This is a genomic window from Paenibacillus sp. PAMC 26794, assembly GCF_000316035.1.
GTDB lineage: Bacteria > Bacillota > Bacilli > Paenibacillales > Paenibacillaceae > Paenibacillus.
Window position 1 is genome coordinate 528123 of sequence record NZ_ANHX01000011.1, and the last position, 20894, is coordinate 549016.

Consider the following 20894-nt stretch of genomic DNA (forward strand, 5'->3'; position numbering starts at 1 on the left):
TTCACCTCCTATTCCATGTACTGTCGATGCCGACGCTCCATCGCAAACAGAGCTAGAACGATCAGCAGTATACTGACAAACATCAAGGATGCCGCTGCGGTTAGTTTCTGAATGTCGAGTGATATGAACATATTATTCATATAGTGCTGCATCATGTAAATACTGTCATGGGGATATTCGCCTGCAATCAGATACGTTTCCCGAAACACTTTAAATGAGTTAATAATGGACATAATCACTACAAAAAACATCGTTGAAGTCAGATAAACCAGTGTAACACTCCGAAATTGCCGTAAACGACCAGCACCTTCAATACGAGCCGTTTCGTAGTAATCCTTCGGTATTTGCTGAAGCCCGGCAAGGAATAAAATAACGTTGTAGCCTATGTTCTTCCATATATAGACCATAATCACGACTATACGTGCCGATTCGGATTTCATCCAATCCACCCGTTCGTATCCGAAACTATCCATCCAGGCGTTAAGGGACCCGTTCCAATCAAACAGGATCTGCCAAATCATGATGATCGAGGCGGTGGGCACAACAAGCGGCATCACATAAGCTGTTCGAAGCCATTTTTGGATGTAGACATTTTTATGTAGAAGCATCGCGAGCCCCAATGACAGCATGATCATAAGTGGAACACTGATCGTGCTGAAGTATAACGTGTTGGAGGCTGCTTTGAGAAAAGAAGCACTTCCGAGCAGCTCGCGATAATTATCGAGCCCCACAAAATGACCGTCTACCGAATGGCTCATAAACGAATAATACACGCCCATGGCAAACGGGATAAGGTAAAAGAGTGCAAATCCGATGCCGCTTGGCACAAGGAAGAACATGGCCGCCGAAGCATCCTTACGGAGCCATTTTTTCATGGTTTTCTAGATTCATCCTTTCACTGTTAACTTTAGTCTTTCATTCTGTTTCCTGTTTTGCCTCCCTTTCCACTCATTTTAGAAAAGAGTGTTTAAGAAAATAGTGGTAAGATATTAAAAAATTCTAAAGTTTCTTACTGATTTTGCGGTTTCGTGAACAGCTTAACGAATTAAAGGGAAAAATAACGATTAGATACGCCTAATCGGCAATTGGTAGAAGTTCTTGTCCCGCGACATCACTTTACTTTTTTTCAATTAATGATACAGAAAAAACCTCAGCCGGGTTAACCGATCTGAGGTTCTTTTAACTTTCTAGCAGGCGACACTTCATCTTTAGTTGTTATCACTGTTAAAGTCTTTCCGATTCCGTGACTTTCGCATCATGTACTACGAATCCCCAACCCATCGTCTCCGCCCCTACAGCAGTTCAAAATGAAGTTGAGTCTCAGGTAACTCCGTATTTCCTTTCCACTGATTTGCACCGTATCCCAATTCCAGAACCGCAGCAATGCGCTCGTTACTCAGCACACCAAACATTTCAGTACGGCTCGGGTCGTACATCCAGTCATGCAAGGTACAGCGAACACCCAGACTTTGCTCATGAGCCAGCAAGCGGAAATTCTGAATTAGGCAGCAGACAGCTGCAAAGTCCTCTTCCCGCTTATATTGATCCGCCTCTTCCTTCACCAAGACCAGAAGATATGCAGGGGCAGGCTCCTGTAATCCCTGCATGATGTCCCCATACCGGTTATCAGCAAAGATAAATCGCCACGGTTCTCGGAGGCCATCATTTGGCGCCCATACGGCATGATTGAGCAATTCAAGGATTAGATCCTGTGGTACCGGTCGATCCAAAAACTGACTCGGACCGTCCATGTCTCCTTCCAGATCTGACAATTTCATTTTCATATCCTCCTCTTCTATGTGGACTGTCCTCGCAATACGGTCCACTTCTGCTCGGCTGGTGTCCTTTTCCGACTTCTTGGCGCTTTGTCGTAATACCCTATATGAAGAATACCAACAAATCTTTCATCCTCACGTAAGCCAATTTCATTGAAGAACCCTTCATGCTGAATCATGGACTCTGTATCCCACAACATTCCTAACCCTCGTTCCCAGCCCAACAGTTGGAAGCTCTGCATCACCCCACAGGCAGCCGCATAATTACGGTCATTGGTCAGACGATTCGGTCCTACAGTCGACATAACAATGACGTGCGCAGGAATATCGGTAAATCTCTTTTTAAAAACATCCAGAAGTTTCCCTGGAATCAGCTTGCCGAGCTTGCTTTGTGACATCTGTTCCAGCATGCAGTCCACCAACCGTTTGCGTGCTTCTGGAGTTCCGGCATATACTACACGCCATAAGCCAGACTCAACAAATGGTTGAAGCCGTATAGCCTTACGCAGTAGTTCAACAACCAACTCCTGGTCCACCGGCGTAGAGTTACATTTACGAATACTCCTGCGCTCCCTGATCAATTCCGCCAGACTCATATGCTTCACTCTCCTTTGTTCTATCTGGATTCAATATTTATACTGCTGTCTTGAAGAAATTGATGGATTACTTTTAGCTCCGTTTCCGAATATTTGTCGAGAGTACGATAGAAGCGCTCAGCCTCATGTATATGCAGACGTTCATGCAGTTCAAAGATTTTTTTGCCTTGCGGTGACAACCGGAAATAGCTCTCCTTTTTGTTGTCGTTCATTTTCGTGCGTTTGACGAATCCTTCCTCCAGCAGTTTGTTGCCAATTTTGGTGATACTTGCTTTGGACAAATTCATCGCCTCGGCAATACCCGTGTTGTTAATAGGCTCATGCTTGCCTATGCAATCTATCATATGAACCGCGGTCAAATGCTGAGGGATTTTCTCGATGCTTTCACGCTGGGCGATACTTAGGAAATGCTCGATTTCTGTATCCTTGTGGTTCTCATACACATGTAAAAAACGGATAAATTGGTCATAAAGCAACTGTTTTGTTCGATCTTTTGAGATCATTCTTTGATCGCTCCTTATTTACTTATAAACAAAAATATAACTTAAAAAATAGGATTATTCTAAATAAATTCTTATATTTAGTTTACTGGTTAACAATATATCATGAATGATAATGCTTATCAACTATATACTCTGGCAGTACAACATTACTCTATAATCCAGGACGGAGACCTGCCTTGAACGGATTATCTTTTAACCTGCTCGTTAGTTAAACAAAAGCAGCCGATCACGAGTGAAGAAGGAAAAAATATAATATATGATTGATTCCTCTCGTTAAAAGAAAAAAGCCGCTATAATAGCGACTTGAATTGAACAATGTTCCCGTCCTACGATACTTCTTTATTGGAATATCTATGAGATACGCCATCATGGAATAAACTTTGATTATTTTGCTAATATCCACTTTTGTCGATCAAGTGATGGATTCAGTTCACTTAAGAAGAGTTCGGTCCCATCTTCCGATACTTCTAATGCTTTTTGATGATGAGCTGAAGTAATATGAACTGTTCCGTCTTTGTTCTCGTGAAGGACCCAACGCTGGTTATTGTACCCTAAGTAATGATATAGCTGAAGTTTGTTTTGCCCTATATCCAGATCAAGCGTCTGACCGGCCGTAGTACGAATCGAATATGAACCTGCTTCGTCGCCTGTCGGAACAAATATCCACTTTTGGACGGAAGCTGCACTTGCATCTTGCAAGGTAACCGGCTCCCCGTTGACAAGGTTCACGGTATAAATGGATTTCTGTGTTGCGGCATTTACAAGGCTGGACTTGGTGAGGTTTGCAGGTTCACCGTTGCTCACATTGACGTTCTGATAGGATGCGGAGCCGCCAAATACATGGAGTCCAAAGTGACCTTCTGCAAAAGTACCATCCATGATATCTATGACTTTTTGACTGTCCACGTAAACGACAATATGCGGACCATTCGCTTCTATTTTCACCTTATACGTTTGACCTGGCTGAATGAACGTTGGTACTTTTGCAAGTACCTGCCGTTCTTCAAATGCTCCATTGATTTTGTAGAACAGACGGATTGCTTTCATGTTAGGGTCTAGATTCAGATAATAACCACTGCGACCATCCTCGCTAGTCCTGAACAAAATAGAACCTGCCCCTCCTGTTTCACCAAGCATCATGTCTGCTTCATACGTAAAATTCCCAGCCTTCTCTTTGGTAATATAATTCGCATCGCTAAAATATTTACCACGAATCCCATGTTTACTAACTAACCATGAATCTGCAGACAGATCTTTAGTCCATCCACTCAGGTTTGTCTGGAACTCGCCACCTGAGACTTTAATGAGCACACTACTGGAAGTTTTACCATTCGGAGTAGATACGGTGACTGTGGACTCCCCTTCTTTTTTCGCCTTAATAACTGCATGTGAATTGTCTACCAAGTCTAGGGCTATTACTTCGTTATTACTGGAAATCCACTTAAGTGGTTGAACGCCTAAACCTGGTCCATACTCGACCATCGCCTGCAGTGTATTCGACTCCCCAATACCTAATTCCCGAACCCTCGTATCCATCTTTATTTGAGCTTTTGAAGGAATGTCCTCGTTCCAGACAGATTGAAGTTGATGCACTCTCAGGGAAACAACGTTCACATTCCCACCTTTCACGTAAAAACTCATCGCTCTACTAGCAGGATCCGGAAATATAACATCTGAAAAGACAACTTTGCCGTCGTTACCAAAGGCTTCAACAGAAGACTCATCCACAAGAATACGCATCTTGATCCGATTATTCTCCATTTGCGCAGGCGCTTCATGTTTCTTACTGAAAAGATTAGAAAAATCCGTTTCACCGGATGAAGTTCGGTCCACAAACATACGACTATCACTTGCCTTATAACCCACGACCGTCTTCTGATTTGCACCCTCACGAATGTTAAAGCCAAACTCGGTCACTGTGCTGGTTTCAGGGATTTCAATTTCAGCTTCAATTTCGTAAGCGCCTGAAATAATATCTTTTAACAGATTCCCGGAAGAAGGGCTTACCGACTTGTTAGAAGCAGAATACAAAGGTTTACGCAGTGATTCCAATTCTTTGATTGGACTTTGCACCATCCGAATTCCATCTTCGGTCGTTACCAATGATACTTCTCTCGGAATGGTTAGTTCACCTTTCCAATTCGACGTTGGGAAAGCGAACGGATAGTCCCAATTCGTCATCCACGCCATCATCACTGTGCGATGATCAGGCATGTTAGCGAAAGACATCGAAGCGTAAAATTCTTTACCAAAATCTGTTCTTAACACCTTACCCGCCGGATTATCGTTCACGAATTTACCATCAGCTGTTAAATGACCGATAAAATACTCGGCATCTGATCCGCCTGTTTTGGGATTCGCTCCTGTACTGATCATCATAACCCACTTCTTCTGTGACGTTCCGTCTACCGGAAGCTGGAACAAATCAGGGCATTCCCATACGCCTCCGCGGACGTAATCCCCATAACCCCAATTATCTGTCAATGTCCAGTCAAGTAAATTCGTTGACGTGTAGAAACGAATATGATCTCCTCCGGACACAACCATAACCCATCGTTTATTCTCATCATCACGGATCACTTTCGGATCGCGGAAATCCCAATTCCCAGCTTCATCTCCGCTCTTACCTGGGTTCTCGATCACAATCGGGCGTTCCTTCGAATACTCCCAAGTACGACCTTGGTCTTTACTGTAAGCCAGACCTATACGCTGGTTCCCATTCGAGCTATCCGGATTAAAGGAAGTATAGTATGCAATAAGACCCTTGCCTCCTGAATCTCCGAATAAACCAGATGCATTTGTCATATCCGCAACAGCCGACCCAGACCAGACATGTCCGTGATCATTCCAGGGAAGTGCAATCGGAAGCCGTTTCCAGTTCAGCATATCTTTACTTACCGCATGCGCCCATGTTCCTCCATCCTGATGAAAGAGATGATATTCTCCTTCGAAGTAGACAAGTCCATTCGGATCACTCGCCGAACCACGTATTGGCGTGTAGTGATATTGTGGACGATATATCTCATTGTAATATTGGCTCAGTTCCGTCACATAAGTATCCTGAAAGTAAGCCGTCCCCTTTTTGACGACGATCCCAGAACTTCCACTCATGTAGGTTGTATCTTTCACGTCAATCGCGGCCGTAGTGTATCCGTCCAGGAAGACCTGAATTCGATCTCCCTTTGCCTTGATTTCCACATGATGTTTGGCTCCCATCTGACTCGGATAAGTACGTTGCGAACTTGCAATCACTGTTCCTTTTGTATTCGTCAAACTTACACGGACCTGATCTCCTTCCTTCGTAAGAGTAGCTTCATATCCTTCAGCTCCATCGGTTGAAGATCGAAATGCGAGAGCTGCAATAGAATCAGGACGAAGGGTAATATTCCCTTCATACACCATATCAGTCGCATTTTTATTATAGATTTGCTGTGCTTTGTTCTCCTGTTCTACCGTCCCTCTTTTGCCGTTGATATCAGGCTGCCATTTTCCCTTGCTAGAAAGCATCGTTCCCAAATTACCTTTCAGATCGCTCACCATGATGTTCGAAAACAAGGCGGATCCATCCCATACATGGAGTCCAAGCTTTCCGCTTTGATACGAAATGTCTTGAACATCAATTAATGGTTTATATTGATTGCCCCAATATACTTTTAGCGAGGAACCCACTGCCTTCACTTTGAGATGATAGATTTGCCCCATTTCAACAGAAACTTTACGCTCCTCCTTTAATTTCCCATCTCCATTTGTTGCATCTCTTAACCGGATCAGACCTGCGTCCGGAACGATTTGCAGCATGTACGAGCTAAAGCCATCCTCATTAGAACGAAACAACAATGTGGCGTCTGCCTTCGTATCCCTGATCATGACATCAGCTTCATAGATAAAATCGTCGGACACTGTCTCTGAGATGGCCATTACATTTTCTTTAGGCTGCGAAGTTAGCAAGATTCCTTCTGAAGTATCCTCTAATCCACCTTTTCCTTTCACTTGCCAGCCTATCAAATTGGTGTTCGTTTTGGATGCGCTTTCAAAAATATCAAGCTCCTCCTTTGCCTGTTTATTTGTTTCCTGATCAGCGAGCACAGCACTAGCCGCAATTGATTTAGATGTAAAAATACCGTTTGAAGTAAGAACTAGTCCCGTTGCCATCAGAAGACATATTGCGAATTTAGATTTATCGTTCATTCCATACCCTCTTTTCTAATAGGATTGTAAAGTTACTTTTAACCCGAGTAATCTTAGATCAGGTGAATAATGTATTTGCGGTCTGTATTCATTTTTATAAATAAAGTTTTCAGGACCTTTGCTGATACTATTTTCACCTGATGTATTCCTTATTAACAAAATAATCCACTCGTTTTCATTTGTCAAAGTATTTTTGGATAAATGAACATTATTTCATATATATATATCTGTTTTAGTTTACATTTGCACAATTTATGACTGATTATAGAAAATAACAATTTTTATTTAAATTGATCTAATCAGTTTTTTATTATTTCAAACCTAATGGTTTACAATTGTAAAAAAAGGTTGCATCTAAACTTTTCTTTACCTGTTCAACAAAATATCGTTAGTATTAAACCCAATAAAAGCACAATTTTTTGTGTATTAATCCTGCATTATATTCTCGGTTTCATGCTTATCGAATCGATTAATGGATAATGTTCTTCTCCTAGAAACTTGTACCTATAAAACAAAAAAAAGTCGCTATTTTAGCGACTTCAATAGGAATATGTTCGTGTCCCGCGACAGGTTAATTAATTAAGATTTTGCCTTCATTTAATAACTTCAACCTTTTTATCCCCTGCTGACTTCGCTACTTCTAACGTTGTGTTACCTTCGATAGTGACTATTACGCCAGTAGCCAGCATAGAAACAATTAAAGCTGCGCTGAGGGCTGTGGAAATTTTCTTCTTGACCATAACCATACCTCCGATATCTATTGTGTTGTAATAAGCGGCTCAAGAACTATGACGAGCCGAGTGTGACTTAATATTACAATATTTCACTTTTTTGTTGGGGAATCTACCTGGTGATTGTATTATAACGTACTGACAATGATTGTAAAATGATTTTTTCCTTGTGTTCAATTCCCGGACTTATTACTACCTGGGACGTAAGGTCAATGATTCATATAATGGGCATATAGTTGCTCGAAGGTTGTAAAATGTTCGACTGTTCTGCCGACCTTATCATACTCGTCTAGATATTTATCCATCACTTCAAGAAACTTCTCTTTCATAACTGGTAAATTACTATCATATTTCTTGGTGCCTTTCTCCATGGCCATTTCATCAAGATACCCATGTGCTCCAAAGGCCGAAAGAAAGACGTAGGAAGCTTCGTTCGTTATAACACTGTTCAAAATTTTATTGCGGTAATTGCACCACAATTCTTCGTATGTTCCCCTCAGATTATCAAAGGTCGGAGCCGGTTTAACAATGAAGTTATCACACATCGTGCTATGTAACCTCGTAACGCTATTCAACATATTAAAAGATGTTATTCGTATATCTTCAATGGTATGAGCTTCGATGATTGACATGTATAAGGATTCAAGATCGTCCGGAACATAGCGTAACGAGCATATCTCTTCCAAATATCGCTTAATCCCTCGTTTGATGCAAGTGTTATTCATGCTGACTAAGGCATTAACTAGATTGTACAGAACATCAGCAGATGCATATCGCACTGAACCGATATCTTCACCCAGCATTGTATCGCTGTATGCTTGCTTAGCCTGGTCGATCCATTTATTTGCTCGATTAAGACACACTTCTCCTATCGGATTCGCAAGTGCATCAAGAGCTTTTTGCTGGAAGTCGTTCAATTTCTCCAAATCCTCAGGCGTTGCATAGTAGAGTATTTTGAGGTCGGTTAGGCTCGATACGTTGGGACTCTCCAAGGTGCATTGCTCTTGTATTCTTGAATCCCATGGCGTGCAATAGATGTCATATCCAACGTCATCCAAGATGAAGCAATCGGATATTTCCCATCCCTTTTCTGTATTATTAATGATAATTAAATCAAGATCGCTCTTCTCGTGAAAGTCACCGGTGCTAAATGAACCAGTAAGCCCAATAATGGCGATATCGTCTAGAAAATCTCTTTTTACGCGTTCGATCACCATGTTAATAAGTAGTTCATTTTTGTCCAGCAACTTCTTCTTTATAATTTCGTTCATTCGTTACACCTCTTTGTATGATCCGGCCGTTCTGCATCACAACAACCTTAACTTGAGTCTATCGATTCAGAGGTACGGTTACTATGTATAAGATGACTTAAGTCATCTTTGCACAAAATCCGCTAAACCGTCGATACGACGAGTTAGCGGATTTCATTAGTTCTTTGATTAGTTCTTTGTATAGACTATTTTCTTTATGCTTTCGCAGGACAAGAAATACCGACCCGCCAACTCCTCTATCCTGACTCCATTGCGGAATAAGGATTTAATCTCAGCGTTTCGAGCAGAGACCCTGCTCTTGCTCTTTGTTTTCTCGCCCCATTTTAGGTGCGCTTCTTTGGGTTTTGGGATATAAACCAATTCGCCTTGAACGTATTCTTGAATGATAAGTAACAATTCTTCCGGAAAAATAGACTCGGCTTTTGAATATTTCATGGGCCTCACTCCTTATTTAATAGATCAATAAGGTGCAAAGCCAGTTAGTGGAATATTACGATTCGTCGTTGGCAATGTGATTATTCCCGGGCTCTATGCAAAGCATTGCCATATCCTTCACTGGCTTTGCATAGAGCCGTGCATGTAAGAATCCTACCCCGATTGTTTGCAATAGCCTCACCTCCATAGAAAATAGATAGCTGCTATTTGCTTATTATATCAGAGCTTGCTGTTCGATTGTTTATTCATGTCTTTTGGGCTGACACGTTCTGATTATTCGCTGAACTCACCTTGATTATCTGTTCGCTTTGCGTAACTCTTCTTATTTCCCTTCCTGAGACTGATCCCCCTTTGCAGCTCCACGACCGCCACCTCCCATTCCCATGCCTCCTGGAATTTTATTTTCACCCAGTTTGGACAGATCAACCGAAGAAGCATTAATCAGCGAATCAGAGTTCTCTTTCTGTTTCTCGGTCGTGGAAGGAATATCTCCGTCCAGTTGCCCCTGTATACTTTCTGCACGCAGCGTGCCAAGTTTGGTCAATTCCGCAACAGCTTCCTCGTACTTGTCATAGGTGATAAATGCTGTAGGGTCTTGTTTCACATATTCCGCGATCATGTCGTTCAGGCTCTGCACTTTTTCTTCAAATTTTCCGTCTGCAAAGTATCCATCTACGATCTCCTGCAAATATTCGTGATACTTGGCCTTATACTCAGGCACCTCAAGCAGCTTGCCCAAAATTGGACGTTCCTCCAGGCTGACCCCTGATACCGGCGTATCAATCGCCAAATTCACGATGTCGGATGCAGAACCAGCTTGAAAGCCGCCAAATCCGCCAAAGGCCATGTTGTAGTCCCAAGGCAACATACTAATCTGTCCATCATTCTCATACAGATAATAGTTATGTCCCATTCCGGACGTGTAGCTATCCATATTGACAACCACCGTGTGGGCTGCAAAATACCTCAGAACTCCATCCACATCCACATATTTCTCCAGTTCGGTACCTGTGCTCAAGTTTTTGAGCGATTCAATGACACGCTGATGATCTTCCTCTGTTGTTTTGGTCTCAGCATTGTCGAAGATCGCGGAGTAACTGGATGATTCATCATCCGTGTACACCAATGAAACACCATTGCCGCTTCCGTCCATACCACCCGGACCACGGTTACCCTTCATACCTGCTTCCGGTAGTGTATTCGCACCATCTTCCCCTGTCCCGCTGTTCATATCCGGCGGACTTGCACCATCCGGTGGCGCCATACCTTCATTAGGAGGCTGCATATCTCCATATCCTTGTGCAAAAGGATTGCCTTCTGGCCCTCCCATACCTCCTGGCCCCATGTTGTCATCATTGTTCGGCTTGTAAAGTTCACCCTCGTCATTCTTGGCTCGAGCGAGATATCCACTGTCAATGTCCTCAACAGCCAGGTACAAGCCCCAAGTCTCTCCATTTACACTAATATCGGAGAATGCGAATAAAGGTGCATCTACGCCGATATAACTCATAATGTCATAACTCAAATATTCCTTCATATAGCTATTGTCGCTAATCATGTTGTTCACAACGAGCTTGTCCAATCCCATCCACGTTTGATCCTTGACATATTCATCAAACTTGATTTTGAAACTATATCGATCCGTTGTATCATCGCCAGCGACCTGCCGCAGGCTGGAGTTACCCTTTGGACGAATCCCGACGTTTTCAATCGTCGTTCCGTTAATTGTAATATTAGCTGAGATGTACTGTTCCTCGGTTGCAGTGTCCAGCATTTTTTTCCATGCTTCTTCATCCACATCAATTGAAATGGACATCACCTCAGTCTTGTTGATTTGATCGGCATATCCTACTGTCTGCGCAGTATTCTCCGTTTTACTCTGATTATCCGTAGTCGTTTGTTCCTTTTCAGTCGAATTGCTTTCCGTCTCCCCATTCCCTTCATTAGTCGAACTACATGCCGTCAGCATCGCAGTACATAGCACCGCTACACCGATAAATTTAGGCCATTTGTATATACTCATTGCCATCACCTCATTATTATTATTGTTGTTGTATCTTTTCGTATGTAATCATCATAAATTGCAATTCTTAAATGAATCTGAATGAGATACAAAAGGTAACAAACGCAAAGCTCGTATTACTCCCATCAAGCACTCTGCCTAATCAAGCGGTAGATACGGCGGCAATAAAAATAAACATGGCAGGCTGTTTTGCAGAGCGGATATAGAAAAAGAGAGTAACATCCTGTTTATGGACGCTACTCTCTAATTGAATTAACTACCAGTGAGCTCAAGGCTCCAGCCTCCATGACATTTCCCAAAAGTCAAGCTCAAAGCGACTGCACATCACGAAAATATCTTCCATTCTTTGATACGTTTCCTCGCTACAACTTTCTAATAGCTTATCCGTTAACGTCACAAGGGATTGATTGCTGCTGTTGTATTCAGAGGAAGCATATCCTGTGATCCACTCTCCATAAAAGGGATGATCAGCTGCACCTGGCTTTTGAGCAAGGACTTGACCAATCTCTGCATAACTCCATGAGCAGGCCAGAATGGATACTAGTACTTCTGCTAAGCCACCTGCATGGGAAACAGAGAGCATATAGTTAGTATAGGCTGCATTTTTCAGTGCGGGTTTTACCTGAAAAACATGATCCTCTGTAATTCCTAATCGCTCCATATAAGAACGATGAATTTTCATTTCACCATTCAGGATGTTATCTACGTTTTTACTAAAAAACTGCATCAATTTGGGGTCGTGCGACTTGACGATACCTAGTGCAAATACACGGGCATAATCGAACAGATACAAGTAGTCTTGCAGCAAATAATAACGAAATTGTTCAACCGGTAAGGAACCATCTCCGATTCCTTTAACAAAGGGATGCTCGAGACATTCCTTCCACACGGGCTGTGCCGCCTGATATAGTCTCTCTGAAATAGTCAACATAGGTTCCTCCAATTCATAATGTACGTATTTAAAAACAAAAAAACGAAACATCCATAGGATGTTTCGCAGACAAATACACTAAAACAAGGGGGTTCGCATGAGCTACCCAAGTAAGCGTTTCATCGTTGCATCCCTACGTTGGCATTATCCAAGTCAGGTAAGGTCGGTTTAACACCCTCTCAGCCGGTTAAGGCTCCCTCGCAAACGGTTGTATGAAGTTGAAAATAACGTTCATTTAGTATATCAAGGGCTGTTAAATATAGTCAAGGCAGATTGTATCGCCTCTCATCACCTTCGGTGACGTATGTAAACGATGAAGACCATCACAACAATGGTTGAGTTTCAGCCACTGTTATGATGGTTTCTACTCTTACAATTACTGCCAATGGTTTAATGCCCGAGTTTGTTCTTTCCAACAAAAGTGAGTATTCCGTACTGGGAAGTGTTTCTCCAGCTTTCATTGGTCTTATCATTCCATTTGGCTACGCTCTGCTTGCCTCCGCCCTGATTGTCGTTAATTTGAAGATCCAAACCGAGAACATTTCCAGCGCTTGGCGTCAGTGAGTGTAACTTGATTCTGGCTTCTACGAGATATCCTTTATTGGTTTTCTTCACAGCACTTACAAGGCGTCCGGGCGAGGCACTGCCTGCAAAGGTTCCGACATTGTCTGCACTGATTCTGAACTGGGCATCATCATATTGAAAATACGGTGTGCGCTGGTGATTCTCGTCCAGGAAAATCTCAACCGAATCCTGATCCCATGGGTTGATGCTATCTGTTATGATGTTTGGATCAGTGACGTCGATCAGCAGGTATAGATACTCACCTGACCACATTGCGCGAGCCACTGCCTCTGCACCTTCGGTCTCATTTAACCTTTTTACTTCAAATGGTACAGCTTTATTCCATAGGGCGTCTTTCTTCCCATCAATCTGAACAATCCCTTGCACAGCTTGTGCAGATTTGGGCATAGGGGCGAGTTGAATCACGCCGTATTTGCTTGTATCTTGTTCCTGAGATTGTGTTCGATCATTCCAGTACAGTGGATTATGAGGTTCTGTCCCACTTGCACCGCCATCAGTCACACGGATATCCAAGCCGGCTTCATATTCTGATCCGACTTGGACACCACCCCATGGAATGGACAATTCAACCTGATATCCGGCTTTTGTCTCGCGTACACGATATGAACCCCGCTCTGCGCCCTCAGCTTTGCCCGAGCGCTTAATGATTACGTGTCGGTCATCTGCTTCATAGGAAGTGGTCTTGCCATTATTGAGATCAACAAAGAGTTCTACTCTGTCATTCACATCTGCCTTCGCATCCTGAACATCCACGAGGATATACAGGTTACTATGATCCCATAAGGTGCGGAAACTGGCTGATCCCGAAGAGTCGCCCTTCAGTGGAGTAGACACCGCTTTGTTCCAGAGCGGATCTTGTGACTGTTTTTTGATATTTGGTTTAACCGAAAGTGAGACGGCTCTCTGTGTCAACACAGGCAAGCTGGATTCATCCACGAGTCCCCAGTATGCTTTTTTGGCCTTCAGGGCTGAATCAAACAGCATAGCCTGGTTGTTGTAAGACTTCTCATCTTGGAGTCCCCATAAGGTAACTGAAGAAATGTGGTCTTTGTGTTTTTGGTACAAATCCAACAGTTCCTTATATCGATACGCCTGTTTTACCGCAACTTCATCGGACATCTCTTCACCAAATGGAATTCCGCTATCAACATCCAGTTCTGTGATCTGAATATCCAATCCAAGTTCGGCGAACATGTTGATCGTTTTTTCAATTTCCTTGATGGGCGGGGATTCCAGGTTATAGTGGGATTGCAAACCCACACCATCGATGAGCCCTTTCTCTTTCAGTCGTTTGACCAACTGAACCATATGCTCTCTTTTCTCAGGGACTTCCGTGAAGTATTCGTTGTAGTATAATTTGGCATCCGGATCGGCTGCACGAGCGAATTCATAGGTTTTCTCAATGTAATCCGGACCGATTAGTTCATAAAAGGGACTTTTACGTAAACCGTTGGCATCACCATTGCTATCCGCAATCGCCTCGTTTACCACATCCCAGGCATAGATCTTACCTTTGTATCTGGTCATGACGGTTTCAACGTAATCCTGAATCCGGGCAAGCAGTAATTCTCGACTCGCAGGGTTACCCTGAGGATCCTTGAACATCCACTCTGCTGCATCAATATGCCACAACAGCGCATGTCCGCGTACACCCATACCATGTTCCTCGGCGAACTGAACATATTGATCGGTTGCCTCGAACTCATAAACACCTTCGGAAGGAGACATGTACTTCGGTTTCATCTCATAGGTTGCGGTCAAGCTGTTAAAGTGCTTTGTGAGCAGTTGTCCATATGCGCCTTCCAACTGCCAGCGATACACCGCTGACCCAATGGGGAAATCATCTTGATACAGGTCCTCCAGAGACACAATCCCTTCTTCAATCTCCAGTTGCTCGGCCAGAGTAAATGATACATCATCGACATAGAACGATAACGTATCTACGCTATCTTCAGAGATGTAGGGTGTCTCGATGAACAAATTCAATTCAGTGGGGTCATCGCTATTCTGAAATTTTCCGGTGATCTTGTGCCATGTATTCCATTCTGCCTTGGCAATCTTCACGCTACCGATCGGGTTCCAGCTTTCGGCAGTTGTTTTTTTATATGTGGTGAGCTGTAGCGTTTGATCCGTGGTGGGCTCCTGGGTAAGTCTAACATATGCTGTAATTTCGTACTCTTGGTTACGCTCAAGCAGATCCTTCATGGATAACATCGGTCCATGGTAGGAACGCTCCCGATTGGCGACCAGCATACTAGACTGACCTTCGTGTGCTTCCTGCTTTGTCACTGTCAGCCTTTCGTTACCGATCCGTGGAGTCCATCCCTGAAGTGTACCGTCTTCAAAATTTGTACTCAAATGACTTTCCTCCACTTCCGTAACTGCCTGGGCTGCATGTGAGACATTCGAAAATGGAAGCATACCAAGTACGAGCACAAGAACCAAGGCTGTTATATTCCATTGACGTAACCGTTTCATACAATTCCTCCTCTTGATTTGATCTAAGTATTTCTGAACGGATTAACATCCAGATAAATAGATTATAGTTCTTTAGATAGCGCTTACATATAAAAAAATTCCAATAATTATAATAAAAAGTTATCATTTGGTAATCCTGTGTGGGCTTAGGAAGCTGGAGTTCGTTCGCATGGAAGGCGATACCGATCCGCGAATATTATCCTTCTTTCCAACCAATTCAGTAATCTCTTGTCCCAACTTGCGATAATCCATACCTTTGCCTCATTTCTGAATTTGGATATAAAAAAAGACCAAACGATATGCCTTCCCCTACTCACATAAGGAAAATGCAAAATCATTTTGGTCATGCCTGCTTTACCAGTAACAACCAAGCACTGCTAATATTCAATTCGTTGTTGATGTAAACGTTTACTGGATCATAATATGACACAATAAATTAGTAGCGGCCTTCTATAGGCTTCCACCCACTCCCCTTCTCAATTGCCTACATAGAATACATTAGACTAATGAACAGGAGTGATGTGATATGACATTTTTACCTCCTTTTGGACCTGGTGGAGGGTTTGGCGGACCTGGGGGTCCGGGAGGACCCGGTGGAATGCCTGGTCCTCCATCGTTCCCCGGGGGCGGAGGCGGCGGACCACAAGGCGTGCAGGCACCTACCGGACCGCCACCATCATTCATTCCACAGCAACCCGCTTCGTTATTTGCGGTAGATCCAAGAGCCATATCCGGCTGTATGTTTCGCTACACATATATTTGGCCGGATCGTGGTCCCGGCTTCTGGATGTACCCGGTATTTGTAGGTAGAAATTCGGTGGCTGGCTTCCGCTGGAATGGCTTCTTCTGGCTATACACCGGCATTGATCTGCAGCGAATCAGCTCGTTTAGCTGTTTCTAGAAGAACTCCCCCTGTATGCGGATCAATCCACATACAGGGGGAGTTAAATTTATGGAATATTCACCTTGTCTAAAGCAACTTAATCAGCTCTTCTAGCTCATCAACCAAACTCTTTGCAAGTTCAAAATTAGTATCTTTTAAAGCCAATTCAATTTTCATTTCAACAGACTTTTTCTTTTGTTCATTTTCTAGATAGTTTTCATCAAAATGACTCGTATAAATCATCTGTCTAAATTCTTCTATACTCATTTTACTAATCGTTTTGTCTTCAATAATTAAAACATAATCCATACCATTTACAACAGAATAGAAATCATGAGAAATCATGATAATCGCACCTTTGTAGTCCTCAATAGCTTTCTCCAATGCGATTTGTGTATAGATGTCTAAATGGCTTGTCGGTTCATCCAGGAGCAATACGTTGGCTTGACTGGCAGAAACTTTAGCCAATTGAAGCATGTTTTTTTCTCCGCCAGATAACGATTCAATCTTTTGATCAAGGATTTCTCCTTCAAAGCCATAGTTTGGAAGATACGATCTAATCTCGTCATACGTTTGAAACCCGGAATCAATGAATTCATTTAGGATGGTATTCGAATCTTTTAGCATTTCGCCTTGAACCTGAGATAAATAAGCCACCTTAACATCAGGATTGATTTCAATGGAATCCTGATTGTTTTTAAAGATTTCTCGGAGTAAAGTCGTTTTCCCGGTACCGTTTGGACCGATCAGGGCTACTTTATCTGTTGATTTGATCTCAAAGTTCACATTTTCCAAAAGCAACTCGTCAAAGGAAACGCTATAGTTATTGACGTTAACCACAACGGTGTCTTCCATTTTCTTATCGATTCCAAAACTGATATTCGGCTGTTTGATATCGACAAATGGTTCTTTTATTCGACGTGCTTCCAATCTCTCTTGAAACTTGACTCTGGCTTTTAACGCTCTGCCTCTGGAGGCTTCCGAATTATACGTGGCGATCTCTCTAAGATTGTCGATGATGTTATCGTATCTCTCAATTTCTTCAGCTTCAGCAACCGCGATTTCTTGCAGCTCGATCTTCGTCTGAAGCAGCGAGAAGTTGTAATCGATATATCGCCCGTCAAACTCTTGGAGCTCTGTGTTTTCTAGGTGTATGATTTTGTTGAAACAATGGTTCAACAGATATCGGTTGTGCGTGACGACCAGCAGCATTCCCTTGTGGGTGTTAATCAATTTTTTAAGTGCGTTCAGGTTTTCAAAGTCTAAAAATACATCAGGTTCGTCCATAATCATGAAGTCTGGACGATTCAGCATTTCCTTCATCACTTGAATAAGTTTGAATTCCCCGCCGCTTATGGCTGATATACTAAGATCTTTGAGCTTCATGAGGTTGGCAAGGTTTAACTGTTTATTTATGTTTTTTTCGAAATTATCCCCATCCATCGCCTCGAAGGCATCCAAAGCCAATTGAACCTTTTCCATCAGGGAATCCATATCCGACGTGGTTTCCATTTCAGCATAAATGGCTGTGATTTCATCTTGTATCTTGATGAATTCTTCTGCGATATATTCAAAAACGGTCATATCTTTCGTTTTGTCTACTTGCAAAAACTGACTCACATACCCGATTCTGCAATCGGGGTCTATCTCTAACTTGCCCTCGAACAAATAGCGTTCCGGATCCATCAGGATATCGATCAATGTACTTTTTCCACTTCCGCTTGTTCCGATAAAAGCACAATGTTGTGCCTCTTCAAACGTAAATGAAATGTTTTTATATAGTTCCTTTTGTGGAAATGAGAAGGATAAGTTTTCAACTTTTATCATAGTGTTACCTTTCTTTATAACTAAATTGGTGGCTAGTATTGAATATATTGTCGAACACAGACTTTTAGAGTAACACTGTTTACCACCAAGTACAATCGATTTTTAGCCCCTACTCTCACTTCGAAACAAAAACGACGTTTACAGAGGATGACTGGACCAATGAAGACAGGGTAGGCTTGACACTATTCGTTGATGAAATCGATTGCAACAAATTTAAAGTGTCACTCCCCTGTTTTTTATGAGAATTTACAATTGGAGTTGTATACAGATTAACCTCTCAGGTACGTTCATTGCTTTTCTCCAATTTCACTCTTCACTGTTTTCTTGATATGTTGCACAACGCTATGATTGTTGTTTTTGATAAGCGTGCATTGCGGTTTGAAATTGATCTAATGCTTCTTGATATTTGATTCGATCCTTATCATTTGATGCAAGTTGCTTTCGCATGATTAAATCATCCTGTAATTTTTTCACTAACTCCGTAATTTGATCTTTCGGACTTGAATTTGCAGGTTTGGGCAAAGAATCTGTACCTGTCTGAACAGAGAGTTCTCTCTTGCTATCCACCTGACCAATTGAAACTTGATCCAGAGTCAAATTAAGCTTGCGAAGTTCTTTTTTTACCCACTCTTCGTTCAATCCTGCTGCTTTTAAACTGTCTGGCAAGATATGCCCATCCATGATGATCGTACTTGGCTCTTTTTCAGTTGAAATATGGTAGCCTAATAAGTCGGGTGTGAGTGGCTGATATTCTTTCTTTAACATCACACTGATGTCTCCACTTTGTTCCATGACTGCAAACTCAACATCGGCAACTCTAAACACATCTTTTTTTCGAAGTTGTTCCAGAAATTCATCGATCGTTAATCGTTCTTTCTTTAGTGCCTTTTCATTCACAGTTCCATTCTCAATGAGAATCGTTGATTTTCCATCTACAACATCACGAAACTTTTTACTTTTCATCGTTAAATACTCCGCCCCTGTAGACACGGAAACCCATACAAAAAGTGCGATAAATCCCAAATACCAAGTTGTATCTGTATCTAACGAAATATAACCGATCAAGTTTCCTAAAGTTATACCTGTTATATACTCAAACAAGGATAATTCAGAAATTTGGCGCTTGCCTAAAATTTTGGTGATGATAAACAGAATTGTTACAGCAGCTAACGTTCGTATTGCGACTTCTAACCATTCTGGCACGTTGAATGTTCCTTTCCCTTTGGAAGTAATGTGCTTGGGTAATTATTAAAGGTTATAATTACCATTAGTTTAAGATTGTATGCAAAGAACATTTGTTTCTACCCGATGCCCCTAGTAAAGTTTTATTTTTTCTCTGATCAGACCCAAAAATTCTCAACATAAATATTCTCAAAACAACAAATCATATTGGAGTAATATCAATCACATTCCATATAAGGAGGAAAACAACATGAAAAAGACAAGCCTTACTGCAATTGCTGCTTGTATGCTGTTTGCTGCAACTGCTGCTTCTGCATCCGCTGCGACAGAGCCTATGCATAAAATGGAAAAATCCGTGCATAAAGCTGATCACAAAATGCATATGAAAGGGAAGCATGAAGAACACAAGATGCATATGAAAGCCAAAAAAGAGGAGCATAAATTGCACAAGAATGGTGTAGGCGAAGAGCATAAACTCCGCGCTAAAAGTGTTAAGCCTCACGCATTGCCAAAATCCGGTTACGGCGGCGTAAGCGAGTAATCCACTAACACAAAGGACAAAGAGTTCGTTTCTTTGTCCTTTGTGAACATTTGAGGTTGATAAACGATGATAAAACGCTCTCATATATTAACGCTATTGCTTATGGCTGTGGTTATGACTACCTTCTATGGCTGGAATAATGCCTTAAGTGAACTTGGATTGTCTGCTCCCCCATCCCATCAGGAAGCGTTTCAGACCCGTTTTGAAGAGAACTCCAAATTAAATAACATTCCCTCCTCCTTTAAACCGGTTCGAATATGTATACCTACAGTCCATCTCAGTGCAAAGGTCATTCCTGTTGACTTGCAACCGGATGGACGGCTGGGTGTACCCAAGTCCAGTGAGGTGGCTGGTTACTTTGAGAACGGTGTGAAGTTGGGTGAACCAGGAAATGCACTTATTGCGGGCCATGTTGATAATTACAAAGGTCCAGGCATATTTTACCCGCTGAAGCAGTTGAAGCCGGATTCATTGGTGCTCCTATTCGATGCGAATCACCAAGTTCTGATCTATCGCGTGGAGCAAGTTGAGTCGTATTTCACCAAAGAGGCGCCTCTTGACCGTATTTTTGGTGATACGAATGAATACCGCCTTAATCTGATCACGTGCACGGGGATCTATAATCGGGACAAAAAAGAGCATGAACAACGTTTGGTGGTGTATACGCGGTTGGTACAATAAATGGACAGAGAAAAGGAGATCGTAATGCCTTTACGACAATATATCGTGAGTGTGATTTTAATGTCATTAGTCTTCTTCTTCTTTTTATGTGAAACTCCCCCTTTGTCCGCTGCCACACCGAATTACGCAGATGGGTCCAAGCAGGAAATAGAAACATTTATAAACCATTTGTTTCATGAACGGTCCCACCATTTGGTTCATCCGGACCGTTCACTCAGCACATATTACGATACAGATTCCAAGGGTGGTAGACATGCTTTAGCA

Annotated in this window: 16 protein-coding genes and 1 riboswitch; of the genes, 3 read left to right on the plus strand and 13 right to left on the minus strand. The window is 42.3% G+C overall.

Annotated elements, in window-relative coordinates; genetic code table 11:
- Positions 1–8 precede the first annotated feature (8 nt).
- From D829_RS0107640 to D829_RS30640, 11 genes are all read right to left on the minus strand, one after another.
- A complete protein-coding gene (locus D829_RS0107640; RefSeq protein ID WP_017688276.1) occupies positions 9–875 on the minus strand; it encodes a sugar ABC transporter permease in 867 nt (288 codons plus the stop codon).
- 417 nt (positions 876–1292) lie between these two features.
- Positions 1293–1778: a nitroreductase family protein gene (locus D829_RS0107645; RefSeq protein WP_017688277.1), complete on the minus strand. Its 486-nt coding sequence runs from the start codon at positions 1776–1778 to the stop codon at positions 1293–1295.
- Between the two features lie 17 nt (positions 1779–1795).
- Positions 1796–2371 carry a nitroreductase gene (locus D829_RS0107650; protein ID WP_017688278.1) on the minus strand — a complete coding sequence of 192 codons (576 nt, stop codon included), beginning with the start codon at positions 2369–2371 and terminating at the stop codon, positions 1796–1798.
- Between the two features lie 20 nt (positions 2372–2391).
- Positions 2392–2874 (minus strand): MarR family transcriptional regulator, encoded by a 483-nt coding sequence (locus tag D829_RS0107655; RefSeq protein ID WP_017688279.1) that lies wholly within the window; start codon positions 2872–2874, stop codon positions 2392–2394.
- A gap of 384 nt (positions 2875–3258) precedes the next feature.
- On the minus strand, positions 3259–7062 hold the full coding sequence (locus D829_RS0107660) for a GH32 C-terminal domain-containing protein (protein ID WP_017688280.1): 3804 nt from the start codon (positions 7060–7062) through the stop codon (positions 3259–3261).
- Between the two features lie 593 nt (positions 7063–7655).
- Positions 7656–7802, minus strand: a complete 147-nt coding sequence (locus tag D829_RS33655; RefSeq protein ID WP_017688281.1) for a hypothetical protein — start codon at positions 7800–7802, stop codon at positions 7656–7658.
- Between the two features lie 200 nt (positions 7803–8002).
- Positions 8003–9064, minus strand: a complete 1062-nt coding sequence (locus D829_RS0107670) for a nucleotidyltransferase domain-containing protein (protein ID WP_017688282.1) — start codon at positions 9062–9064, stop codon at positions 8003–8005.
- A gap of 168 nt (positions 9065–9232) precedes the next feature.
- Positions 9233–9499 (minus strand): CD3324 family protein, encoded by a 267-nt coding sequence (locus D829_RS0107675; protein WP_017688283.1) that lies wholly within the window; start codon positions 9497–9499, stop codon positions 9233–9235.
- Positions 9500–9821: 322 nt separating this feature from the next.
- Positions 9822–11522, minus strand: coding sequence for a CotH kinase family protein (locus tag D829_RS30635; RefSeq protein WP_017688285.1), 1701 nt, complete (start codon positions 11520–11522; stop codon positions 9822–9824).
- Between the two features lie 268 nt (positions 11523–11790).
- Positions 11791–12453, minus strand: coding sequence for a thiaminase II (gene tenA, locus D829_RS0107690; protein WP_017688286.1), 663 nt, complete (start codon positions 12451–12453; stop codon positions 11791–11793).
- Between the two features lie 112 nt (positions 12454–12565).
- Positions 12566–12663: riboswitch (TPP riboswitch) on the minus strand.
- Positions 12664–12843: 180 nt separating this feature from the next.
- Positions 12844–15516: an endo-1,4-beta-xylanase gene (locus tag D829_RS30640; protein ID WP_017688287.1), complete on the minus strand. Its 2673-nt coding sequence runs from the start codon at positions 15514–15516 to the stop codon at positions 12844–12846.
- 526 nt (positions 15517–16042) lie between these two features.
- Here D829_RS30640 and D829_RS0107705 point away from each other — a divergent pair.
- Positions 16043–16417: a hypothetical protein gene (locus tag D829_RS0107705; RefSeq protein WP_017688289.1), complete on the plus strand. Its 375-nt coding sequence runs from the start codon at positions 16043–16045 to the stop codon at positions 16415–16417.
- Between the two features lie 69 nt (positions 16418–16486).
- Here the strand turns inward: D829_RS0107705 and D829_RS0107710 are convergent, their stop codons facing one another.
- Both D829_RS0107710 and D829_RS0107715 read right to left on the minus strand, forming a co-directional pair.
- Entirely contained in the window at positions 16487–18226 is a 1740-nt protein-coding gene (locus tag D829_RS0107710) for an ATP-binding cassette domain-containing protein (RefSeq protein WP_017688290.1), read from the minus strand.
- 342 nt (positions 18227–18568) lie between these two features.
- Entirely contained in the window at positions 18569–19429 is an 861-nt protein-coding gene (locus tag D829_RS0107715; protein WP_017688291.1) for a DUF421 domain-containing protein, read from the minus strand.
- A gap of 229 nt (positions 19430–19658) precedes the next feature.
- On the opposite strand from D829_RS0107715, the gene D829_RS0107720 reads away from it, so the two are divergent.
- The gene (locus D829_RS0107720; protein WP_017688292.1) at positions 19659–19949 is read left to right on the plus strand and encodes a hypothetical protein; all 291 of its coding nucleotides are present in this window, start codon (positions 19659–19661) and stop codon (positions 19947–19949) included.
- A gap of 66 nt (positions 19950–20015) precedes the next feature.
- A complete protein-coding gene (locus D829_RS30645) occupies positions 20016–20630 on the plus strand; it encodes a class F sortase (RefSeq protein WP_017688293.1) in 615 nt (204 codons plus the stop codon).
- The last annotated feature ends 264 nt before the right edge of the window (positions 20631–20894 follow it).